We start from the raw sequence: 18,898 nt of genomic DNA on the forward strand, positions 1-18,898 counted from the left end.
ATGGATAAAAACAAGTATTACCACGAACTTTCAGATAATTTATCTGCACTTCTTGCTGGTGAGTATGATTTAATCGCAAGTTTGGCAAACGCGAGCGCATTGTTGTACGAGCGTTTAGAGGGTGTTAACTGGGTTGGTTTTTACCTAAAAAATGGGCAAGAATTAGTTCTTGGTCCTTTTCAAGGAAAGATAGCTTGTGTCAGAATACCTTTTGGCAAAGGTGTTTGCGGTACCGCATATAGCCAAAATAGAATACAGCGTGTGGGTGATGTGCATGCTTTCCCTGGTCATATCGCTTGTGATACGGCAAGTAACGCTGAAATTGTGCTTCCTTTGGAAGTAAATGGTCAGGTTTTAGGCGTACTGGATATCGATAGCCCAAACTTCAATCAATTCGATGAAAATGATGAAAAAGGGTTAAAACACCTTGTAAACCAGTTGTGTCAACATCTGGCAATGTGTTCGATGCCAAATTATCACTAAATATTGGTATGTTAACTTAATAGGAACGTGGCAATTGTCTGCAACGCTATTATAATGTCGGCTTGTTCATGCCCGTGCTGGTTGGCAAAATCGTTGTTATCAGGAAATTTCATGGAAAATCAACCTAAGTTGAATAGTAGTAAAGAAGTTATCGCATTTTTAGCTGAGCGTTTTCCACGCTGTTTTATCGCTGAAGGCGAAGCACGTCCGTTAAAAGTCGGAATTTTTCAAGATATCGTAGGGCGTTTAACCGAAGAGGATGGCATTAGTAAAACGCAATTGCGTTCTGCATTACGCATGTATACCTCTAGCTGGCGCTATCTTTACGGTGTTAAAGAAGGCGCAAAACGCGTTGACTTAGATGGAAATGATTGTGGTGAATTAGAGGCGGAGCATATCACCCATGCGCGTCAACAATTGACTGAGGCAAAAGCTCGGGTTCAAGCGCAACGTGCAGAGCAAAAAGCGCAAAAACGCCCAGCAGCCAAGAAAGCAGGTGATAAACCTACTCGCAATCCGGCAGCCGCAAAAGAAAATGCGCCACGCCATCGCCAGTCAGAAAATAAAGAACGCCCGCAGAACTCCTCGACTAAGCCTCAGCGCCGTAACGGTGCCGCTGCTCCAGAACAAAAACTGAAATCAGTCACTGATATTAACGCACTTCAAGTCGGCCAGATGTTGAAAGTGAAAGTTGGTACTAGCCTGATGGACGCGTCTGTGCTGGAAATAGCGAAAGATGGTGTCAGAGTTCAATTGCCAACAGGAATGGCAATGATTGTGCGCGCGGAACATTTAAAGTTCTGATACGGAGGTCAATCAGGGCATGAACAAACTTTTAAAAATTGCATTCGTTGTTAGTGTTGCCACTTTTGGTAGTGCAATTGCGGATCCTCAAGCAGTGGCTCCGGTCACTGCTGCTCAGTTACCTGTACTCAATCAGGATACTCAGCATGGTACGGTGAGTGAAAGGGTAACTTCAAGGTTTACCCGCTCTCACTATCGTCAGTTTGATTTGGATAAAGATTTTTCAGGTAAAATTTTTGATCGTTATCTCAATATGTTGGATTACGGCCATAATGTTTTACTTCAATCTGACGTTGATGCTTATGCGAAAGATAAAGCAAATGCTGGCGAATGGTTAGAGGAAGGTAAACTCGATAAGTTCTATGACCTGTATAACCTGTCGCAGAAAAGACGTTTTGAGCGTTTTGAATATGCGTTAGCGCGCTTAGATCAGCCAATGAATTTTGATGCGACTGACTCAATTGAGGTCGATCGCAGTAAAATGCCTTGGCCAAAAGATAAGCAAGAATTAGATAAGCTTTGGGATCAAAAAGTCAGATATGATTGGTTGAATTTAAAGCTATCGGGCAAAGATGACAAAGAAATCAAGGAAAAACTGACTAAGCGCTACAATTTTGCGTTGAGACGTTTAACGCAAGGGCAAAGTGAAGACGTATTTCAGTTGATCATGAACTCATTTGCTCGTGAAATTGATCCTCATACTAGCTACCTTTCACCTCGTAATACAGAGCAGTTTAACTCTGAAATGAGTTTGTCATTAGAGGGAATTGGCGCCGTTTTACAGCAAGATGATGAAAATACAGTGATCAATTCATTAGTTGCTGGTGGTCCTGCGGCAAAAAGTAAAGAATTAAAAGTTGGTGATAAAATCATTGGTGTTGGCCAAACAGGCAAACCAATGGTGGATGTTGTCGGCTGGCGCTTAGATGATGTGGTTGCACTGATTAAAGGGCCAAAAGGCAGTAAAGTGCGCTTAGAAGTCCTATCGGATACTAAAGGGGCTAAGCCACACATCGTGACTATTGTCCGTGAACAAATTCGCTTAGAAGATAGAGCCGTTAAGTTAACGATTAAGGAAATCGGCAAAGAGAAAGTTGCAGTATTGGATATTCCTGGTTTCTATGTAGGTTTGACCAATGATGTGAAGACCCAGCTGCAAAAAATAGCAAAAGATAATGTTTCTGCGCTAGTTATTGATCTGCGTGGTAATGGTGGTGGAGCATTAACTGAGGCTGTATCTCTATCGGGTCTATTTATCCCTAAAGGCCCAGTTGTTCAGGTTCGCGATAATAATGGTCAGGTACGTCAAGATATTGATGATGATGATGTGGTTTACTATAAAGGGCCATTAGTGGTTCTGGTTGATCGCTTCAGTGCTTCTGCATCTGAAATTTTTGCCGCTGCCATGCAGGATTATGGTCGAGCGCTGATCGTTGGCGAACCTACCTTTGGTAAAGGTACCGTTCAGCAACATAGAAGCTTAAGTCGTGTGTATGACCAAATGTTAAAGCCTGACTGGCCAGCGCTTGGTTCTGTGCAATACACGATCCAAAAATTCTATCGTGTCAATGGTGGTAGTACGCAACGTAAAGGTGTTACGCCAGATATTGTTATGCCAACAGGGCAAGATCCTGCTGAAACGGGAGAAAGCTTTGAAGATAATGCATTGCCATGGGATAGTATTCCACCTGCGAATTACAACAAAGATGGTGATGTGACAGCAGACTTGTCTGACCTGAAAACTAAGCACTTATCGCGTATTAGTCAAGATACTGAATTTAAGTATATTGATGAAGACATCGCACATTATAAAGCGAATAAGGCAAGTAAAAACCTTATTTCTCTAAATTATGCGCAGCGTCTAAAAGAAGACAATGAGCTGGAAGCAACTAAGCTGAAACGTATAAATGAGCGTAATGCAAAAGAAGGTAAACCATTATTGAAATCTATCGATGATTTACCTAAAGATTACGAAGGGCCAGATCCATATTTAGACGAAACAGTTAAAATTGCAATTGATCTTGCACATCCTGAAACAAGTTTATTGTCTAATAAAAAATAATTTGTTTAAACAATAAATTAAGATAAGGGCCAGCAAAAGCTGGCCTTTTTCATAGTCTGTGTAAAGTTATGTTAATTTTTGGTTTTTTCGTGTTAATTAGCTTGAAAAAGTATGAAAAAACCTTATTTATAACAGTAAATTTTTCGTGATAATTATTTTTACCTAGGGAACAAAAAATATGATGCGAATAGCCTTATTCTTACTCACAAACTTAGCGGTTATGTTTGTGTTTGGGATAATTTTAAGCATAGTCGGTGTTAAAGGGAATAGTGTCCAAGGTCTGATGATCATGGCTGGCTTGTTTGGTTTTGGTGGTGCTTTCATCTCATTGTTGATGTCAAAATGGATGGCATTGAAATCAGTGGGTGGTGAAGTTATTGAAACACCACGTAACCAAGCAGAGCAATGGTTGGTGGACACAGTGAGCCGTCAAGCACAACAAGTTGGTATTCAAATGCCACAAGTTGCTATCTACCATGCACCTGATATTAATGCGTTTGCAACAGGTGCTCGTCGTGACGCATCATTAGTGGCGGTGAGTACAGGTTTATTGGAAAACATGAGCCGTGATGAAGCCGAAGCGGTTATCGCTCATGAGATCAGCCATATTGCTAATGGTGATATGGTGACTATGACGTTATTACAAGGCGTTGTTAACACCTTCGTGATCTTTATCTCACGTATCATTGCACAATTTGTGTCAGGCTTTATGTCTAGCAATGACGATGAAAGTGAAAGCAGTAATGGTAACCCAATGGTTTACTTCGCTGTCTCGATGGTATTAGAAATTGTCTTTGGCATTTTAGCGAGCATTATTACTATGTGGTTCTCACGCTATCGAGAATTCCATGCAGATGCAGGATCAGCTAAATTAGTTGGTAGAGAAAAAATGATAGCTGCTCTACAACGTTTGAAGACAAGCTATGAGCCGCAAGAAGAAGGGCGTTTAATGGCATTTTGCATTAATGGCCGTGGTAAAGCATTTAATGAGTTATTTTTATCTCACCCTCCACTGGATAAGCGTATTGAAGCATTACGCTCAGGTGAGTATTTAAAATAACCCTTGATAAGGCATTTTAAAATAGGCCCATGATGAATTGGTTTTCATCATGGGTTTTTTAATTCAAATTTTAAAATTGATGGCTAAGATGAATTAAATATAAAATTAAATCTACTCGTTATACTGCAAGATGCTGGGAGGACTACGCGACGCTCACCGAGTCACTGTGTTTATCTATACTCCCTGACTATCTTCACTTATCGCCTATCTGCATCTCGAATTATTTAGAGTATAGTGTATTCTCTAAGTAGAATATCGTAACTAACGTAGGCTTTTCTGCTGATTATATTTCAAGTCGCAGGCCTTTCGTTAAGGTAAAGTAACAATGTATATTTGCATTAGTCACCTAGATATATCTCGAGCTATTTAAATTATATAAACAATAAGGATTTGACATGGATATACTGATAAAAACGTTGGTTTTTGGTAATGAATTTGCAACCGTTGAGAACCCAGCGCGTTTAGTGCCGTTTAAATTTGAAATTTATCAGTCACCAACGGGCCTATATCATCGCATGTATAAAGAAGTCGGGATGTCAGGCGCGAATTTAGGTCAGAACTTTAAAGTCTGGGCTTTTGAAGAACAAAGAATGCAAAATAATCAATCAGGTGAGACATTAGAAAGCTATATTCAGCATTGCCAAGATATTTATGATGGTAAAGTGAAAGCCTAGTTTAGAAAAAAAGCCCCCTTCATAGGGATCTGAAGGGGGAGCTAAATGAATAAAGAATGGTTTAATTCGAGATCTAAGATAGATTATTTCGAAAAAAGATATTTAGTTATTTGTGCAGTTTTAAGTGTAATTGGGCAACGAAGCCTCTTAAGTAGCACTTATCGTTAAAATAAACTATTGGCGATAACCTGCTTTGATTTGCTCAAGGGTATTACGATAGGTTTCTGCTTGTTTTTCATCTTCCATCGATGCAATTTCACGTTCCATTTTAATGATAATTTTACCTGCATCTGCTTGACCGATTGCTTTTAGCATATGAGCAAGTAAATTTTTTATACAAGTTACTTCTGCGGCGAGTTCATTAACATCTGGCTGAGTAGGAAAATGGGTTTTCATTAAATATATCCTTTAAAAATTTATAGACTTGTCAGAATTATATACTCTAAATAATTAGAAGTGTAGCTAGGCGACAAGTGAATGACTCACTGGTAGCATACATAAGTATATGATAAATAGCGAATGAATGTGGTTCAACACGCTGTAACTTGAAGTTTCACGAGTATAGCATAGAAAAATTATTGAATGCCGTATTACTTTATCCTCAATTGAGAGCAAAAATTTTAATGAAGGAGGCGATAATGTTAACGACACAAGAAAAACAGTGGTTAGCTCAACAATTTCCATCATTAGTCCAACCTAGGCCTGAACTGAGTCATAAAGGAACTTTTGGAACGTTAAACATTATTGGTAGTAGTGTAGGCATGACTGGTGCTGGTGTGCTTGCAGGAGTAGCCGCATTAAAAAGTGGTTGTGGCAAAGTGATCATTGGGTGTAATCAATCCCCACTTAATTTACATTTGATAGAAATGGCCCCTGAATTAATGCTGCGGGATGCTAACTCTTTAATTAATGATACTCTTGCTACTGCGTGGGTCATTGGTTGTGGATTAGGTATTTCAGAAGATGCGCAATCATTAATGCGTAAAGTATTGCTATTAATTGAACAAAATAAATCGGTGTTAATTGATGCTGATGGTTTAAATATTCTTTCACAATGGCCGCAAGTAAAAAAATTGACCCCAAACGTTGTTTTAACACCTCACCCTAAAGAAGCATCTAAATTATTACAAACAACAGTAGCAGAAATTCAAGCTGATCGCTGTGTTGCAGCACAGCAATTGAGTCAGCGCTATGGTTGTTGGATCGTGTTAAAAGGGCACGATACAGTGATCTCAAGTCCTGAACAACAAATATGGTGCAACCAGACGGGGAATAGTGGTTTAGCCACCGCGGGTAGTGGGGATGTTTTATCAGGTATTGTGGGCAGCTTGCTAGCTCAGGGAATACCGATTGAAGAAGCCGCCCGTAGCGGGGTTTGGATGCATGGTAAAGCCGCTGATTGCTTAGTTGAGCAAGGCATCGGCCCTATTGGTTTAACGGCTCATGAAATTATTGATAAAGTCAGAATGATTAGAAACTTAATCGTGGTTTGCTGATGATCTTATATTGAATGACTTTAAAGGACTGAAAAAATTGTGATACAATTCACATAATTTGGTTGCTTCATTTTTTCTTATAGCGAAGCAATGTCTAATTCAGCACAAATCTGACACTTATTTTTCACGTGGATCATTCCTGATAAGCGGTGATTTTGTGCTGACATCAATAAAGGCTTAAGCAATGACACAGGTTTCTAGAAAAACAGCTTGGATGCGAGTTGTGGCACTTGCCGTTGCCGCATTTGTTTTCAATACAACTGAGTTTGTTCCTGTTGCATTACTCAGTGATATTGCAGCGAGTTTTGACATGACGGTGGCTCATACTGGGTTGATGATCACTATCTATGCTTGGGTTGTTGCTATTATGTCGCTTCCCTTAATGTTATTAACGGGAAAAATTGAGCGCCGCAAATTATTAACATTATTATTTGTTGTCTTTGTGCTTAGCCATATTCTGTCAGGTTTTGCTTGGAATTTTGATGTATTGATCATCGCAAGGATTGGGATCGCACTTTCCCATGCTGTTTTTTGGTCAATAACGGCATCATTGGCGATCCGTGTCGCGCCCGCAGGTAAGAAGGCGCAAGCACTTGGTTTATTAGCAACAGGAACCGCATTGGCGACAGTTTTAGGTTTACCTATAGGGCGTGTTATTGGTCAACTACTTGGCTGGCGGGTGACTTTTTTATGTATTGGCGTTATTGCGTTGCTCACAATGATCGCATTAATTCGCTTTTTGCCTAAATTACCAAGCGAACATTCTGGATCGTTGAAAAGCTTACCAATGATATTTAAACGTCCAGCACTGGTAGGACTGTTTGTCTTAACGGTAATGGTTGTGACTGCTCATTTTGCTGCATACAGCTATATTGAGCCATTTGTGCGCGAAGTTGCATTGCAGAGTCAAAATTTTGCTACGTTACTATTACTTATTTTTGGTGCGGCAGGTATCGTAGGAAGCGTCATATTTAGCCGTTATAGTGGTAAATATGCATTGTCATTTTTACCAATGGCAATAGCGATTTTGATGATTTGTTTGTTGTTGCTGATGCCAATTAGTAGCCATGTTGGCCCATTAATTATTTTAAGTATTTTTTGGGGAATAGCGATTATGTGCGTTGGCTTGGGGATGCAGGTAAAAGTCATTGATTTAGCTCCGGATGCAACAGACCTAGCCATGGCTATTTATTCAGGGATCTTTAATATTGGTATCGGTGGTGGTGCTTTACTTGGTAATCAAGTCATTGTTCATATGGGAATGACCAATATTGGCTATGTTGGCGCGGCATTTGGGGCGATCTCGCTAATATGGTGTGCCTTTATTTTTAAACGCTACAGTGTTTCATTTAGCGATAAATTACAGGGATCACCAGTGACCCATTAGCTGTAATATTTTGGATTTGAGAACCCTGTGATAGAAATTTTTATCACAGGGTTTTTTATTGCGAATGCGTTACAGCTAACAATAACTGTGCTAAATTTCCTAATATTTTAATTATTTCAAATAGTAAGGGTAGGCAATGAAAGGGCTAGCTTTTTTATTGATGTCAATTATTGCAGAAGTTATTGCGACAACCACATTAAAGGCATCCGATGGTTTTAGTCGTTTTTGGCCCTCCTTAATTGTGATTATTGGTTATGCGGTTTCTTTTTGGGGACTATCTCAGGTGGTTAAAGTCATGCCTTTAGGCATTGCTTATGCGATCTGGTCTGGATTAGGTATTGTGCTAGTTTCAGTCGCGGCAATATTTATTTATCAACAGAAAGTCGATTTACCTGCAATTATTGGTATGCTATTAATTATAATTGGTGTTTTAGTCATCAATCTGTTTTCGAAAAGCAGTGCTCACTGATTCAGGGAACAGAAGCCAATATGAGTGGAGATTAGGATGAGTCAAAAAATCAGTGGTCTGCTTAAGTCTACATTTATCGGCGGGCTAATCGGTGGTGCGGCGCTTATTTTAGCTGGCTGCGGTAGTTCTGAATCAACGCGAGTGGCACAGGTCGATCATTCAGCTGCTGAATATGCTCAACAAGTGGTTAATTTAGGGCCTGGAGCACAAGAAGCTTGTGTTTCTGCTGGTGGACTTCCTGCGTTAAATTTAGAATTAAATGGAGGAAAAACTGCGGTTTGTCAATTCGCAAACGGTAAGCGTTGTGCAGCTGATGTGATCCTCAGTGGCGCCTGTATTTAATTGGTCACTATTGAATCGAGTTAAAAAGCCCATCATTGAGGTTACTGACGAAGCGGGATAAAAACGTGGTTTTTCCCGCTCCGTGTTATTAGCCGAAAATCAATGAATTGATTTTCCTCGTTTATTTCAGAACCCCTAACGACAGCCGCCAAACATGATATGTTTGTCGACAGTCTGAAAGCCCATCATTGATGGGCTTTCTGTTATATGTTCGTCATATTTTAAGTGATAGTGTAATCACCTAGCTAGATTTAAAATAATCTAGCGTATTGCAATATTAAACTTATATTTTGGAGCGAGCTGGGAAGAACTGGCTTATTGCAACCACGATTGCGACCAAAAGGTAGACAGCGTATACACCAATTAACCATTGTGGCATATCAAGTCCTAAAAAGTCCCACTGCTTAACGGCACAGTCACCCGTTGCTTCAAACACCGCGGGTGCCCATTCATTTAGTGGCAGCCACTCAGGAAAGTTCACAAAGAAGTCACACGAGGCAAAAGGTGATGGATAGAGTTGCAACATTGTATGCTCCCAAGCAAGCTCTAAGCCTCGCCATGCGGCATAAATCCAAATAATGATAGCAACCCAACGTAAAATAACATTTCGCGGCGCAATTGCTCCGACTAAACCTGCTATCATAATTCCAAACAGTGCAACCCTTTCATAAATACACATGACACAAGGTTGCAGTTTCATAATGTGCTGAAAATAGAGAGCGGCACATTCGAGCATAAAGGCAATAAGGGCCATTAACAGCCATGCGCCTCGTCCTTGTGAACAGTAGTTAAAGAATCTGAACATACTTTACTTCCCTAAATTAATGGTGAGCACATTTTGCCCTCATCCGCGAAACAAAAAAAGGTGTGAGTAGAGATTTATGTGATTTTAGATAAGGCTTTACTTAACATTACAAATTCGACTAGTGGCTTGAAAGTAAAAGAGCCGTTCAAATTTCCTTTTAAAACGGCTCTGTAGAAAGGGATTGATTAAGGTAAACTGATCCAGCCTAGGCTTTCCAGCCAGTGAGTCGTTGGAACTAACCAAAACTCAACACCAAGTAGCCCAACAATTGTCATCACAATAGTGTAAGGCAACGCCATCCAGACCATGCGACCATAGGAAAGACGTATGAGTGGTGACAGTGCAGAAGTCAGCAAGAAGAGGAAAGCCGCTTGCCCATTTGGTGTTGCAACAGAAGGAAGGTTAGTCCCAGTATTTATTGCTACCGCTAATAACTCATATTGATTATGGGAGATCAAACCTTCGCTAGCCGCTTTCATGGCTTCGGTAATATAAACCGTACCAACGAAAACATTATCCGAGACGGCAGAAAGTAGCCCATTAAATAAATAGAAAAGCGATAGTTGTGAAGACTCAGAAGACTGCAAAACAAACTGAATAAAGGGGGTAAATAACTGCTGATCAATAATCACAGCCACTACAGAGAAAAATACAGTAAGTAGTGCAGTGAAAGGTAATGCCTCTTCAAACGCCTTACCTAGAGCATGCTCTTCTGTAATACCACAAAAAGCAGTCGCTAATATAATGACAGATAAACCGATAATTCCGACTTCGGCAAGGTGGAAGGCAAGGGCTACGATGAGCCAAAGACCGATGAGTCCTTGAATAATCAGTTGTGCTTTTTCTTTTTGTGTCCTTTTGGCGCTATTTTTTCTGTCATGCTCCGTCAGTACCTGTCTTACCGTTGGTGGCAATTCAGTTCCGTAGCCAAAAAGCTTAAACTTCTCGACAGAAAAACAGACCAGTAAACCACAGATAAATACGGGTAATGTCACAGGTGCCATACGAACAAAGAAGGTAATAAAATCCCAATCAACGTGTTTAGCGATGATCAGGTTTTGTGGCTCACCGACCATGGTCATCACACCACCTAAAGCAGTACCGATCCCTGCGTGCATCATTAAACTACGTAGGAAGGCACGGAACTGTTCTAGCGTTTGTTTTTTTTCAGTCGTATCAATAAAGCTATCATTTAATAAATCTGTGTTATTGTGCTGGCTGGATGCATATTGATGATAAATTGAGTAGAACCCTACAGAGACACTAATCACGACGGCAATGACCGTTAGTGCATCTAAAAAAGCAGATAGAAATGCACTAGCAAGGCAAAAGGCTAATGAGAGTGTACGTTTTGAACGGATATTCAGTAACAGTTTGGTGAAGGCAAACAGCAAGAGCTGCTTCATAAAATAGATACCGGCTACCATAAATATCAGTAGTAGTATGACTTCCAAATTGTTACTGATCTCATGAGAGATTTGTTTTGGTGTTGTCATGCCAATAATAACGGCTTCAATCGCCAGCAACCCGCCGGGTTGCAGTGGATAGCATTTGAGCGCCATGGCAAGCGTGAAAATAAATTCTATAACCAGTAACCACCCTGCGATAAAGGGGCTAACAAAATAAAATATTAGCGGGTTAACGATTAGAAATGTGATTATTGCAAGCTTATACCAATCGGGTGAGTTCCCTAAAAAATTTCTCAGAAAAGCTCTTTTTAAACTAAAATCCATTATGGGTTGTTATCCTCTTATTGGATGTATTGTACAGTAAATTCACATACTACTCTTATCTGACGCATAAATTAAGTCTCATCACTAATAGATAATACGTTAATTATATGAGGGTTTTATGATTCATTTCACTGTTTATGCGGCACCAAACTATCTCAATTTACGACAATCTGGTATGATTTCTCCTATAATCCGTCTGAAAACGTTTGGAATAATAAAAATATGGTTATAAAAGCTCAAAGTCCGGCAGGTTTTGCGGAAGAGTATATTATTGAAAGTATCTGGAACAATCGCTTTCCTCCAGGGTCGATTTTACCTGCTGAACGGGAACTTTCGGAGCTAATTGGCGTGACTCGTACTACGCTACGTGAGGTTTTACAGCGTTTGGCGCGTGACGGGTGGTTAACTATCCAGCATGGTAAACCTACTAAGGTTAATAACTATTGGGAAACATCCGGTCTGAATATATTAGAGACCTTAGCAAGGTTGGATCATGACCGTGTACCACAGTTAATCGATAATTTACTCGCCGTTCGTACCAACATTGCAGCGATCTTTATTCGTACTGCATTTCGTCAAAATCCAGAAAAATCGTTAGAGGTATTGGCGGAGCGTGAAAAAGTTGATGATAACGCCGATGCATTTAGCGCTTTAGATTACAATATCTTTAGAGGGTTAGCCTTCGCTTCTGGTAATCCAATTTATGGGTTAATCATTAATGGCCTTAAAGGGCTATACACGAGGGTAGGCCGCTATTATTTCTCTAATCCAGAAGCGAGGCGTTTGGCGCTAAACTTCTATCAGCAACTTGCTAACTTATGTCGAGAGCAAGCCTATGACCGTATTATGGAATGCGTGAGAAACTACGGTAAAGAAAGTGGCACTATTTGGCATAGCATGCAAGGCAATATGCCTAATGATCTTGCTCACGTTCGTTAATTAGTATTATACAATAGGAACCAGTAGTTATAATTAAATCTGGTTCTTATCTTTTCTATAATTAATTATACCAAGCTATTTGAATATTAATTTCTTAGTTAAGCTTGTATTCGTTATAGGTTAATAAAAATTTTAGTTATTGATATTAAGAGTACAGTCTACTGGGATAGCGACCTCTAACATGACATCGATAGATTCAGGAGGCGTTGTTACATTGATGGCAGCTAGATCAAGCGTTTTAAAGCACTTAAATGCTTCTATTCGAGTTATAGTATCAATGGGAATACACCCAAGGCGACATTGGAGTAACTTTTTTTGACTAATACATACCTTATCGTCTTTTATTACAGTTTTATTTGTAAATAAATTACAATTAAGTTCTGCAAAACCATTCGGTATAACTAAACAGGTCGCTATGACTAATACAATTTGAGAGAGGGTATTTTTTATTTTTTGTTTCATCTTCATTTATCTTTAATTCGCTATTTTCTTATCAATATAATGAAAGCTAACCGTTATTTATATTCTAATTTTTAAAATATATTTATCATAAATAATGATTTTCTATCTAATAATATATTTAACTAGAGCAATGCTTCCTAAGCCAGCACGTACCTATGGTTAAATGAGTAGCTTAAGTGAATAATTATTTATAGATTATTCCTTAATAGCAACTCCAATGAACATATAATCTTAATTTTTGCATTTTAGTGGCGTTAAATTCTAGTGTGTTATTTTTCTAATTTATACTACTAATAAAACTTTCATAAAATAAAAAACTAGTAAAACAGGATAAAAAACTTATTTTTTTATGGTGTTATAGTGTTTTTATATTTGATTTTCATTCAACTAATTGTTTTACAATGCATTGTTATTTTTAGGGTGTTTAGGTTGTTTGGAATAAAAAACTAACATGTAAAGTAAATGTAATGAATTTTGAAGTAATTATCTAAAATGTTAAAAGTGTTAATTAACCATATTGGAAAATAAATCCTAGAATATTATTCTAAGTGAAAATGGTCGTGCTAAAGCAGCAGGGGGAATTATGAAAGTTTTAGTATTAGGTGCAGGTGTTATTGGAGTGACTACGGCTTGGTATTTGGCTCAGGAAGGGCATGAAGTGGTCGTTTTAGACAGACAAATGGATGTTGCAGAAGAAACCAGCGCCGGTAATGCAGGGCAAATATCTCCTGGCTATGCAACACCATGGGGAGCACCGGGTATTCCCCTCAAAGCGGTTAAATGGATGTTCGAAAAGCACGCACCTTTAGCGATTAAGCCCGATGGGACTTTATTCCAATTACGTTGGATGTGGCAAATGCTCAAAAACTGCGATATTCAACATTATGCGATGAATAAAAGTCGTATGGTACGTATTGCTGAATATAGCCGTGATTGCATCAGGCAGCTGCGTGCTGATACCGGTATCAGCTATGAAGGACGCCAAGGTGGTACCTTACAACTGTTTAGAACGGAAAAACAGTTTGAAAGTGCAGCGAATGATATTGCTGTTTTAAAGCAAGAAGGTGTTCCTTATGAATTATTAACCGCGAATGAGTTATCAAAGGCTGAACCCGCACTTGAGTATGTTAAGCACAAATTAACCGGTGGCTTACGTTTGCCTAATGATGAAACAGGGGATTGCCAACAATTTACTAAAAAACTGGCAAAATTGGCGCAAAACGCAGGGGTTAAATTTCAATTCGGCAGCCATATTGAACAAATTTTAACTGAGGGTAATAAGGTCAGTGGTGTTCGTTGTGATGGCGTTATAATGCAAGCCGATCGCTATGTGGTTGCTATGGGGTCATATTCGACTGAGCTATTGGCTAATTTAGTGAAGATCCCAGTCTACCCATTGAAAGGTTACTCTTTAACTATGCCGATTATTGATGCTCAGAGGGCTCCAACTTCAACCATACTTGATGAAACTTATAAAATCGCAGTGACGCGGTTTGATGATAGGATCCGAGTTGGTGGAATGGCTGAAGTGGTTGGCTTTAATCTAAATATACTGAAAAAGCGCTGTGAGACCCTTAAAATGGTCGTGCAAGATCTTTATCAGGGTGGTGGTGATATCGATCAAGCCACATTTTGGACCGGTTTACGTCCTATGACTCCTGATGGCACCCCGATTGTTGGGTCTACCGCATATACAAATTTATATTTAAACACAGGGCATGGCACATTAGGCTGGACGATGGCATGTGGTTCTGGCAAGTTATTGGCTGATCTGATCTCTGGTAATACTCCAGACATATCTTCAGATGACCTATCAGTACATAGATATATTGATGGTTTTAATACCAAATTAACACCTCGTAGCCAGTTATCACCAGCACGTTGAGCAATTAAAATAACGAAGAATAAGGAATAAACATGCCACGCCCAATTAGTGCGGTGATCCACCTGCAAAATTTTACGCATAATTTGTCTGTTACCCGTCGGCATGCAGGCGCGTCTAAAATATGGTCAGTAATGAAAGCAGATGCTTATGGGCACAGCATTAAACATGTATGGAAAGCATTATCGTCAACAGATGGGTTTGCCATTCTTGATTTGCATGAAGCTATATTATTACGTGAAGAAGGGTGGACAGGGCCTATCCTGTTGTTAGAAGGATTTTTTCAGCAAGATGATCTAAAAGTTGTTGATCAATACCAGTTAACCACCTCGGTTCATAGTGATTGGCAATTGGATGCGATTGAAAATGCGACGTTTACAGCACCTATTTCAGTGTACGCTAAATTAAACAGTGGAATGAATCGCTTAGGTTTTTCACCTGATAAGTATGCTGATGCAGTTAAAAGACTCTCATCAATGTCTAATGTAAGCAGCGTCACTTTAATGACCCATTTTGCCAATTCCGATCTGACAACAGGTACAGACCTGCCACATCAACGGATTAAGCCGTTTATTGATCATAATTATCCCGTATGTATTGCAAATTCAGGTGCAACATTGTGGCATCCTAAAACCCATTATGATTGGGTACGCTCAGGGGTGATATTGTATGGCGCATCACCGAGTGGCAAATGGCAAGATATCGCAGATAAAGATTTACGGGCAACCATGACACTCAGATCGCAAATTATTGGTATGCATTATATTGCAGCGGGAGAATCGATTGGCTATGGCAGCAAATTTACCGCGTCACAACCAATGAAAATAGCGACAGTGGCTTGTGGTTATGCAGATGGTTACCCTCGTCATGCCCCAACGGGTACTCCTGTTTGGTTGAATGGCCAGCGATGTGCATTATTAGGTGCGGTTTCAATGGATATGTTAACTATTGATGTGAGTGAATGCCAAGAGGTCAGTATTGGTGATGAAGTTGAATTATGGGGGAAAAATTTACCTATTGATGATGTTGCCCAAGCCGCAGGAACGATTGGCTATGAATTGATGTGTGCTTTAGCGAAAAGAGTACCTGTCTTATATGAAGAGTGAATAATTCATTAAACAATTATTAGACACGGCTATAAATTTAGCTAAAAATGTGATCGGCTGTGCTAGTATTTTGGCTAAGGTCCGCATCAATGTATGATGCACTTTAATGATCAATTTCTTAATATTTCAGGTTTTATATGTCTAAGACAATTAAGTTAACATCACTTGCTGTTGCTCTAGGTTTAATATCTTCCGCTGCGGTTGCTGGCACATGGTCAGTTGGTGGTTCTGTTTTGGCACAGTCGACGCCATATAAAGGTATTAAATCGAAAGATTATGTCACGCCAGTTCCGATTGTTAACTATGACAGTGAGAATTTTTACTTTCATACGTTAGCAGCTGGCTATTACTTATGGAATGACCAAGCTGATCAGTTGTCAATTGACGCTTATTATTATCCGCAATTTTTTAAACCTAAAGATAATGACGATCGTGACATGCGTCAATTGGATCGCCGTCGTGATACTGTGATGGGCGGTTTTACTTATAAGCATAAGGCTGACTGGGGTACTATCAGAACCGTTGCTTCTGGCGATATCTTAGGCATCAGTAATGGTTTACGTGCTGAAGTTGCATACCTATATGGTTTCCATGGTGACAAGTGGTCATTAGTACCAGGGGTAGGTATCAAGTGGGATAGTAAAAATCAAAATCGTTATGAGTATGGTGTTTCTTCAAAAGAATCTCGTAATAGCGGTTTAGAGCGTTATCGTCCGGGGGATAGCTGGACACCATATGTAGAATTATCAGGTAATTATCGATTTACTGATAATTGGAGTGCGTTCGCTATGGGTCGTGTTGACCGTTTACCAAGCGAAGTTAAAGATAGCCCAATGGTTAATAAATCTGTTTCTGCGATTGTGTGGAGTGGTATAACGTATACATTCTAATTGCTAAATAGAGATAGATAAAAAACCCCAAAAGTGGAACTGCTTTTGGGGTTTTCTTTAGGTATTACTCTTGAGGTTTATTGTCTCGTGACATCATGACTAGCGAAAGTCGTGCTGGGTTTTGATTCTCGCTTTTCATGGGTTTATTGATCCGAGCAGTTTCCACGCATATCATCTGCCTATAACCATTATTTGGCATATCTTGCATACTGCATGTTAACTCAGCCCATGGATTCCAGCACACGACATCTGAATTATGATAGTGATGAATTTCTATGGTTCGTGACCAGCTATCATCGCGGATCAAGCTGTATTCTTCTGGCTCTGAATAAATTCGATCAGTTTGAGCATTAATTTTTAGTGGTTTGTCCTCATAAACTTCACGATCAGCGACTTTGTCGAAGTAATGGCCACCTAAGCCATATACTGTTGTTTTTTGAATATCACCAATATTAAGGTAAGTATGCATTGCTGCGGTTGTTTCAAAATCACCATAGCTTTCTAATTCAATTTCACAGGTCTCTCCGAGTTTCATGCGTAATATTAGCGTGAATTCATGTGGCCAAAGTTTGCGCGTATATTCCGTATCGGTGAGGGTAAAGGTAAGGATCACACCATCTTCATGCTCATTATGTGCAGTAAATTGCCATGGCAAAATACGTGCAAAACCATGGCTAGGGCTCGCGACAGGACCAAACCAAGGCCAACAAATGGGAATGCCCCCACGAATTGCTGTACCTGTTTTGAAGGCGCTTTCGCTACTTAGCCAAAGGCAGGGTTTTTGCCCATGAGGCTGCCAGTCAATTAATTGTGCTCCTTGAAGACTCACGGCCCCACGTACTTTAGGATGGGATATGAGAATTAAAGGAAGTTCACCTAATTGGCGTTGACTGATATAGGCTGAAAGCTGCTTAATAACCGGTAGAGCAAAGAGTTTATCATGCATAATGATTTGCCTGTGATAAAGGAACTGTGGGTACAAATAGGTTAGCAGAAGTTGTAGGAACAGTCATGATACATAACTGTATAATGATAAATTTTAAGAGAAAATAAACAAAAGAGCCGCCAATTTTGGCGGCTCTAGTTACCCTAAAACGTTAACAGCTCTTATTTAGAGATGTGAGCGATCAGGTCAAGAACTTTGTTTGAGTAGCCAGTTTCGTTGTCATACCAAGAAACCAGTTTTACAAAGTTGTCGTTCAGTGCGATACCTGCTTTAGCATCGAATACTGAAGTCAGTTTTTCACCGTTGAAATCAGTAGATACAACGTCATCTTCAGTGTAACCCAGAACGCCTTTTAGCTCGCCTGCTGCTGCTTCTTTGATAGCATCACAGATTTGTGCGTAAGTTGCTGGTTTTTCCATACGAACAGTTAAGTCAACGACTGAAACGTTAGGAGTCGGAACACGGAAAGACATACCAGTCAGTTTGCCATTCAGTTCAGGAATAACTTTACCTACTGCTTTAGCAGCACCAGTTGATGATGGGATGATGTTTTGAGCAGCACCACGACCACCACGCCAGTCTTTGTGAGAAGGACCATCAACTGTTTTTTGTGTTGCAGTTGTTGCGTGAACAGTCGTCATCAGACCTTCAACGATACCAAACTTGTCATTGATAACTTTAGCCAGAGGTGCCAAGCAGTTAGTTGTACAAGAAGCGTTAGAAACGATTTCTTGACCTGCATAGCTCTTATGGTTAACACCCATAACGAACATTGGAGTGTCGTCTTTAGATGGGCCAGTAAGAACAACTTTCTTCGCACCTGCTTGAATGTGTTTACGTGCAGTCTCATCAGTTAAGAAGATACCGGTTGCTTCAGCAACAACGTCAACACCAACTTCGTTCCACTTCAGGTTTGCAGGATCTTTTTCTGCAGTAACGCGAATTTTTTTGCCATTTACAACTAGGTGACCATCTTTAACTTCAACAGTACCGTTGAAACGACCGTGAGTAGAGTCATATTTCAGCATGTAAGCCATATAGTCTGCATCGAGCAGGTCGTTGATAGCAACGATTTCGATATCAGAACGCTCTTGTGCAGCACGGAAAACGATACGGCCAATACGACCAAAACCATTAATACCTACTTTGATAGTCATAGTATTTCCACCAGCTATTTATTCGTGAATTAAGTTGTAGTTAAAGTTACCAAAACCTTGCCAGCCGTCAAGCGGAATCGTGTCAATTATTGAAAAAAATCAAATCTAGTCGCACTAATTGCTTACTTGTCAGCCACTTTAGAGGCAAATACATCCGCACGTATTATCGGGATTGTGCACAGATAAAGGAACCTGCTATCA

At 39.8% G+C, this 18,898-nt stretch carries 19 protein-coding genes; 13 read left to right on the top strand and 6 right to left on the bottom strand.

Annotated features, from left to right (window positions below; genetic code table 11):
* From JI723_RS09530 to JI723_RS09550, 5 genes are all read left to right on the top strand, one after another.
* The gene (locus tag JI723_RS09530; RefSeq protein ID WP_070928240.1) at positions 1-483 is read left to right on the top strand and encodes a GAF domain-containing protein; all 483 of its coding nucleotides are present in this window, start codon (positions 1-3) and stop codon (positions 481-483) included.
* Positions 484-594: 111 nt separating this feature from the next.
* Positions 595-1,287: an RNA chaperone ProQ gene (gene proQ / locus JI723_RS09535; RefSeq protein ID WP_070928238.1), complete on the top strand. Its 693-nt coding sequence runs from the start codon at positions 595-597 to the stop codon at positions 1,285-1,287.
* Positions 1,288-1,306: 19 nt separating this feature from the next.
* A complete protein-coding gene (gene prc, locus JI723_RS09540) occupies positions 1,307-3,349 on the top strand; it encodes a carboxy terminal-processing peptidase (protein WP_140179480.1) in 2,043 nt (680 codons plus the stop codon).
* 178 nt (positions 3,350-3,527) lie between these two features.
* Positions 3,528-4,409: a protease HtpX gene (htpX, locus tag JI723_RS09545; protein WP_140179482.1), complete on the top strand. Its 882-nt coding sequence runs from the start codon at positions 3,528-3,530 to the stop codon at positions 4,407-4,409.
* Between the two features lie 395 nt (positions 4,410-4,804).
* Positions 4,805-5,083, top strand: a complete 279-nt coding sequence (locus JI723_RS09550) for a hypothetical protein (protein ID WP_070928236.1) — start codon at positions 4,805-4,807, stop codon at positions 5,081-5,083.
* Between the two features lie 174 nt (positions 5,084-5,257).
* On the opposite strand, the gene JI723_RS09555 is transcribed toward JI723_RS09550, so the two are convergent.
* Entirely contained in the window at positions 5,258-5,479 is a 222-nt protein-coding gene (locus JI723_RS09555; protein ID WP_070928234.1) for a DUF2594 family protein, read from the bottom strand.
* Between the two features lie 242 nt (positions 5,480-5,721).
* Between JI723_RS09555 and JI723_RS09560 the strand changes: the two genes are divergently transcribed.
* The 4 genes from JI723_RS09560 to JI723_RS09575 all read left to right on the top strand — a co-directional run bounded on the left by JI723_RS09560 (position 5,722) and on the right by JI723_RS09575 (position 8,777).
* Positions 5,722-6,579: an NAD(P)H-hydrate dehydratase gene (locus JI723_RS09560; RefSeq protein WP_272580082.1), complete on the top strand. Its 858-nt coding sequence runs from the start codon at positions 5,722-5,724 to the stop codon at positions 6,577-6,579.
* A gap of 184 nt (positions 6,580-6,763) precedes the next feature.
* Positions 6,764-7,966, top strand: a complete 1,203-nt coding sequence (locus JI723_RS09565) for a sugar transporter (RefSeq protein ID WP_319066416.1) — start codon at positions 6,764-6,766, stop codon at positions 7,964-7,966.
* A 136-nt stretch (positions 7,967-8,102) separates the two neighbouring features.
* The gene (locus tag JI723_RS09570; RefSeq protein ID WP_272580084.1) at positions 8,103-8,435 is read left to right on the top strand and encodes an SMR family transporter; all 333 of its coding nucleotides are present in this window, start codon (positions 8,103-8,105) and stop codon (positions 8,433-8,435) included.
* A 36-nt stretch (positions 8,436-8,471) separates the two neighbouring features.
* Positions 8,472-8,777 carry a DUF333 domain-containing protein gene (locus JI723_RS09575; RefSeq protein WP_272580085.1) on the top strand — a complete coding sequence of 102 codons (306 nt, stop codon included), beginning with the start codon at positions 8,472-8,474 and terminating at the stop codon, positions 8,775-8,777.
* 283 nt (positions 8,778-9,060) lie between these two features.
* Here JI723_RS09575 and dsbB read toward each other — a convergent pair whose 3' ends face one another.
* On the bottom strand, positions 9,061-9,582 hold the full coding sequence (gene dsbB, locus JI723_RS09580; protein ID WP_319066413.1) for a disulfide bond formation protein DsbB: 522 nt from the start codon (positions 9,580-9,582) through the stop codon (positions 9,061-9,063).
* A 185-nt stretch (positions 9,583-9,767) separates the two neighbouring features.
* Complete coding sequence (nhaB, locus tag JI723_RS09585; RefSeq protein ID WP_140179493.1) at positions 9,768-11,315, bottom strand: sodium/proton antiporter NhaB; 1,548 nt, start codon at positions 11,313-11,315, stop codon at positions 9,768-9,770.
* A 222-nt stretch (positions 11,316-11,537) separates the two neighbouring features.
* Between nhaB and fadR the strand changes: the two genes are divergently transcribed.
* Positions 11,538-12,254, top strand: a complete 717-nt coding sequence (fadR, locus tag JI723_RS09590) for a fatty acid metabolism transcriptional regulator FadR (protein ID WP_070928218.1) — start codon at positions 11,538-11,540, stop codon at positions 12,252-12,254.
* Positions 12,255-12,386: 132 nt separating this feature from the next.
* On the opposite strand, the gene JI723_RS09595 is transcribed toward fadR, so the two are convergent.
* Positions 12,387-12,716, bottom strand: coding sequence for a hypothetical protein (locus JI723_RS09595; protein ID WP_272580087.1), 330 nt, complete (start codon positions 12,714-12,716; stop codon positions 12,387-12,389).
* Between the two features lie 583 nt (positions 12,717-13,299).
* Here JI723_RS09595 and JI723_RS09600 point away from each other — a divergent pair.
* From JI723_RS09600 to JI723_RS09610, 3 genes are all read left to right on the top strand, one after another.
* Entirely contained in the window at positions 13,300-14,601 is a 1,302-nt protein-coding gene (locus tag JI723_RS09600) for a D-amino acid dehydrogenase (protein WP_070928216.1), read from the top strand.
* 32 nt (positions 14,602-14,633) lie between these two features.
* A complete protein-coding gene (alr, locus tag JI723_RS09605; RefSeq protein WP_272580088.1) occupies positions 14,634-15,704 on the top strand; it encodes an alanine racemase in 1,071 nt (356 codons plus the stop codon).
* A gap of 137 nt (positions 15,705-15,841) precedes the next feature.
* Positions 15,842-16,594 (top strand): MipA/OmpV family protein, encoded by a 753-nt coding sequence (locus tag JI723_RS09610; RefSeq protein ID WP_070928212.1) that lies wholly within the window; start codon positions 15,842-15,844, stop codon positions 16,592-16,594.
* A gap of 64 nt (positions 16,595-16,658) precedes the next feature.
* Here the strand turns inward: JI723_RS09610 and JI723_RS09615 are convergent, their stop codons facing one another.
* Positions 16,659-17,540, bottom strand: coding sequence for a D-hexose-6-phosphate mutarotase (locus JI723_RS09615; RefSeq protein ID WP_272580089.1), 882 nt, complete (start codon positions 17,538-17,540; stop codon positions 16,659-16,661).
* A 161-nt stretch (positions 17,541-17,701) separates the two neighbouring features.
* Positions 17,702-18,697, bottom strand: a complete 996-nt coding sequence (gapA, locus tag JI723_RS09620) for a glyceraldehyde-3-phosphate dehydrogenase (protein ID WP_070928208.1) — start codon at positions 18,695-18,697, stop codon at positions 17,702-17,704.
* Between the last annotated feature and the right edge of the window lie 201 nt (positions 18,698-18,898).

The organism is Providencia manganoxydans, assembly GCF_016618195.1.
Taxonomy (GTDB): Bacteria; Pseudomonadota; Gammaproteobacteria; order Enterobacterales; family Enterobacteriaceae; genus Providencia; species Providencia manganoxydans.

Bases quoted from the DNA above. Each gene is read 5' to 3' on its own strand.
- JI723_RS09615 (WP_272580089.1), bottom strand. From the start codon at position 17,540: ATGCATGATAAACTCTTTGCTCTACCGGTTATTAAGCAGCTTTCAGCC.
- JI723_RS09550 (WP_070928236.1), top strand. From the start codon at position 4,805: ATGGATATACTGATAAAAACGTTGGTTTTTGGTAATGAATTTGCAACC.
- JI723_RS09555 (WP_070928234.1), bottom strand. From the start codon at position 5,479: ATGAAAACCCATTTTCCTACTCAGCCAGATGTTAATGAACTCGCCGCA.
- dsbB (WP_319066413.1), bottom strand. From the start codon at position 9,582: ATGTTCAGATTCTTTAACTACTGTTCACAAGGACGAGGCGCATGGCTG.
- JI723_RS09610 (WP_070928212.1), top strand. From the start codon at position 15,842: ATGTCTAAGACAATTAAGTTAACATCACTTGCTGTTGCTCTAGGTTTA.
- JI723_RS09575 (WP_272580085.1), top strand. From the start codon at position 8,472: ATGAGTCAAAAAATCAGTGGTCTGCTTAAGTCTACATTTATCGGCGGG.
- JI723_RS09530 (WP_070928240.1), top strand. From the start codon at position 1: ATGGATAAAAACAAGTATTACCACGAACTTTCAGATAATTTATCTGCA.
- proQ (WP_070928238.1), top strand. From the start codon at position 595: ATGGAAAATCAACCTAAGTTGAATAGTAGTAAAGAAGTTATCGCATTT.
- nhaB (WP_140179493.1), bottom strand. From the start codon at position 11,315: ATGGATTTTAGTTTAAAAAGAGCTTTTCTGAGAAATTTTTTAGGGAAC.
- htpX (WP_140179482.1), top strand. From the start codon at position 3,528: ATGATGCGAATAGCCTTATTCTTACTCACAAACTTAGCGGTTATGTTT.
- prc (WP_140179480.1), top strand. From the start codon at position 1,307: ATGAACAAACTTTTAAAAATTGCATTCGTTGTTAGTGTTGCCACTTTT.
- gapA (WP_070928208.1), bottom strand. From the start codon at position 18,697: ATGACTATCAAAGTAGGTATTAATGGTTTTGGTCGTATTGGCCGTATC.
- alr (WP_272580088.1), top strand. From the start codon at position 14,634: ATGCCACGCCCAATTAGTGCGGTGATCCACCTGCAAAATTTTACGCAT.
- fadR (WP_070928218.1), top strand. From the start codon at position 11,538: ATGGTTATAAAAGCTCAAAGTCCGGCAGGTTTTGCGGAAGAGTATATT.
- JI723_RS09570 (WP_272580084.1), top strand. From the start codon at position 8,103: ATGAAAGGGCTAGCTTTTTTATTGATGTCAATTATTGCAGAAGTTATT.
- JI723_RS09565 (WP_319066416.1), top strand. From the start codon at position 6,764: ATGACACAGGTTTCTAGAAAAACAGCTTGGATGCGAGTTGTGGCACTT.
- JI723_RS09595 (WP_272580087.1), bottom strand. From the start codon at position 12,716: ATGAAACAAAAAATAAAAAATACCCTCTCTCAAATTGTATTAGTCATA.
- JI723_RS09600 (WP_070928216.1), top strand. From the start codon at position 13,300: ATGAAAGTTTTAGTATTAGGTGCAGGTGTTATTGGAGTGACTACGGCT.
- JI723_RS09560 (WP_272580082.1), top strand. From the start codon at position 5,722: ATGTTAACGACACAAGAAAAACAGTGGTTAGCTCAACAATTTCCATCA.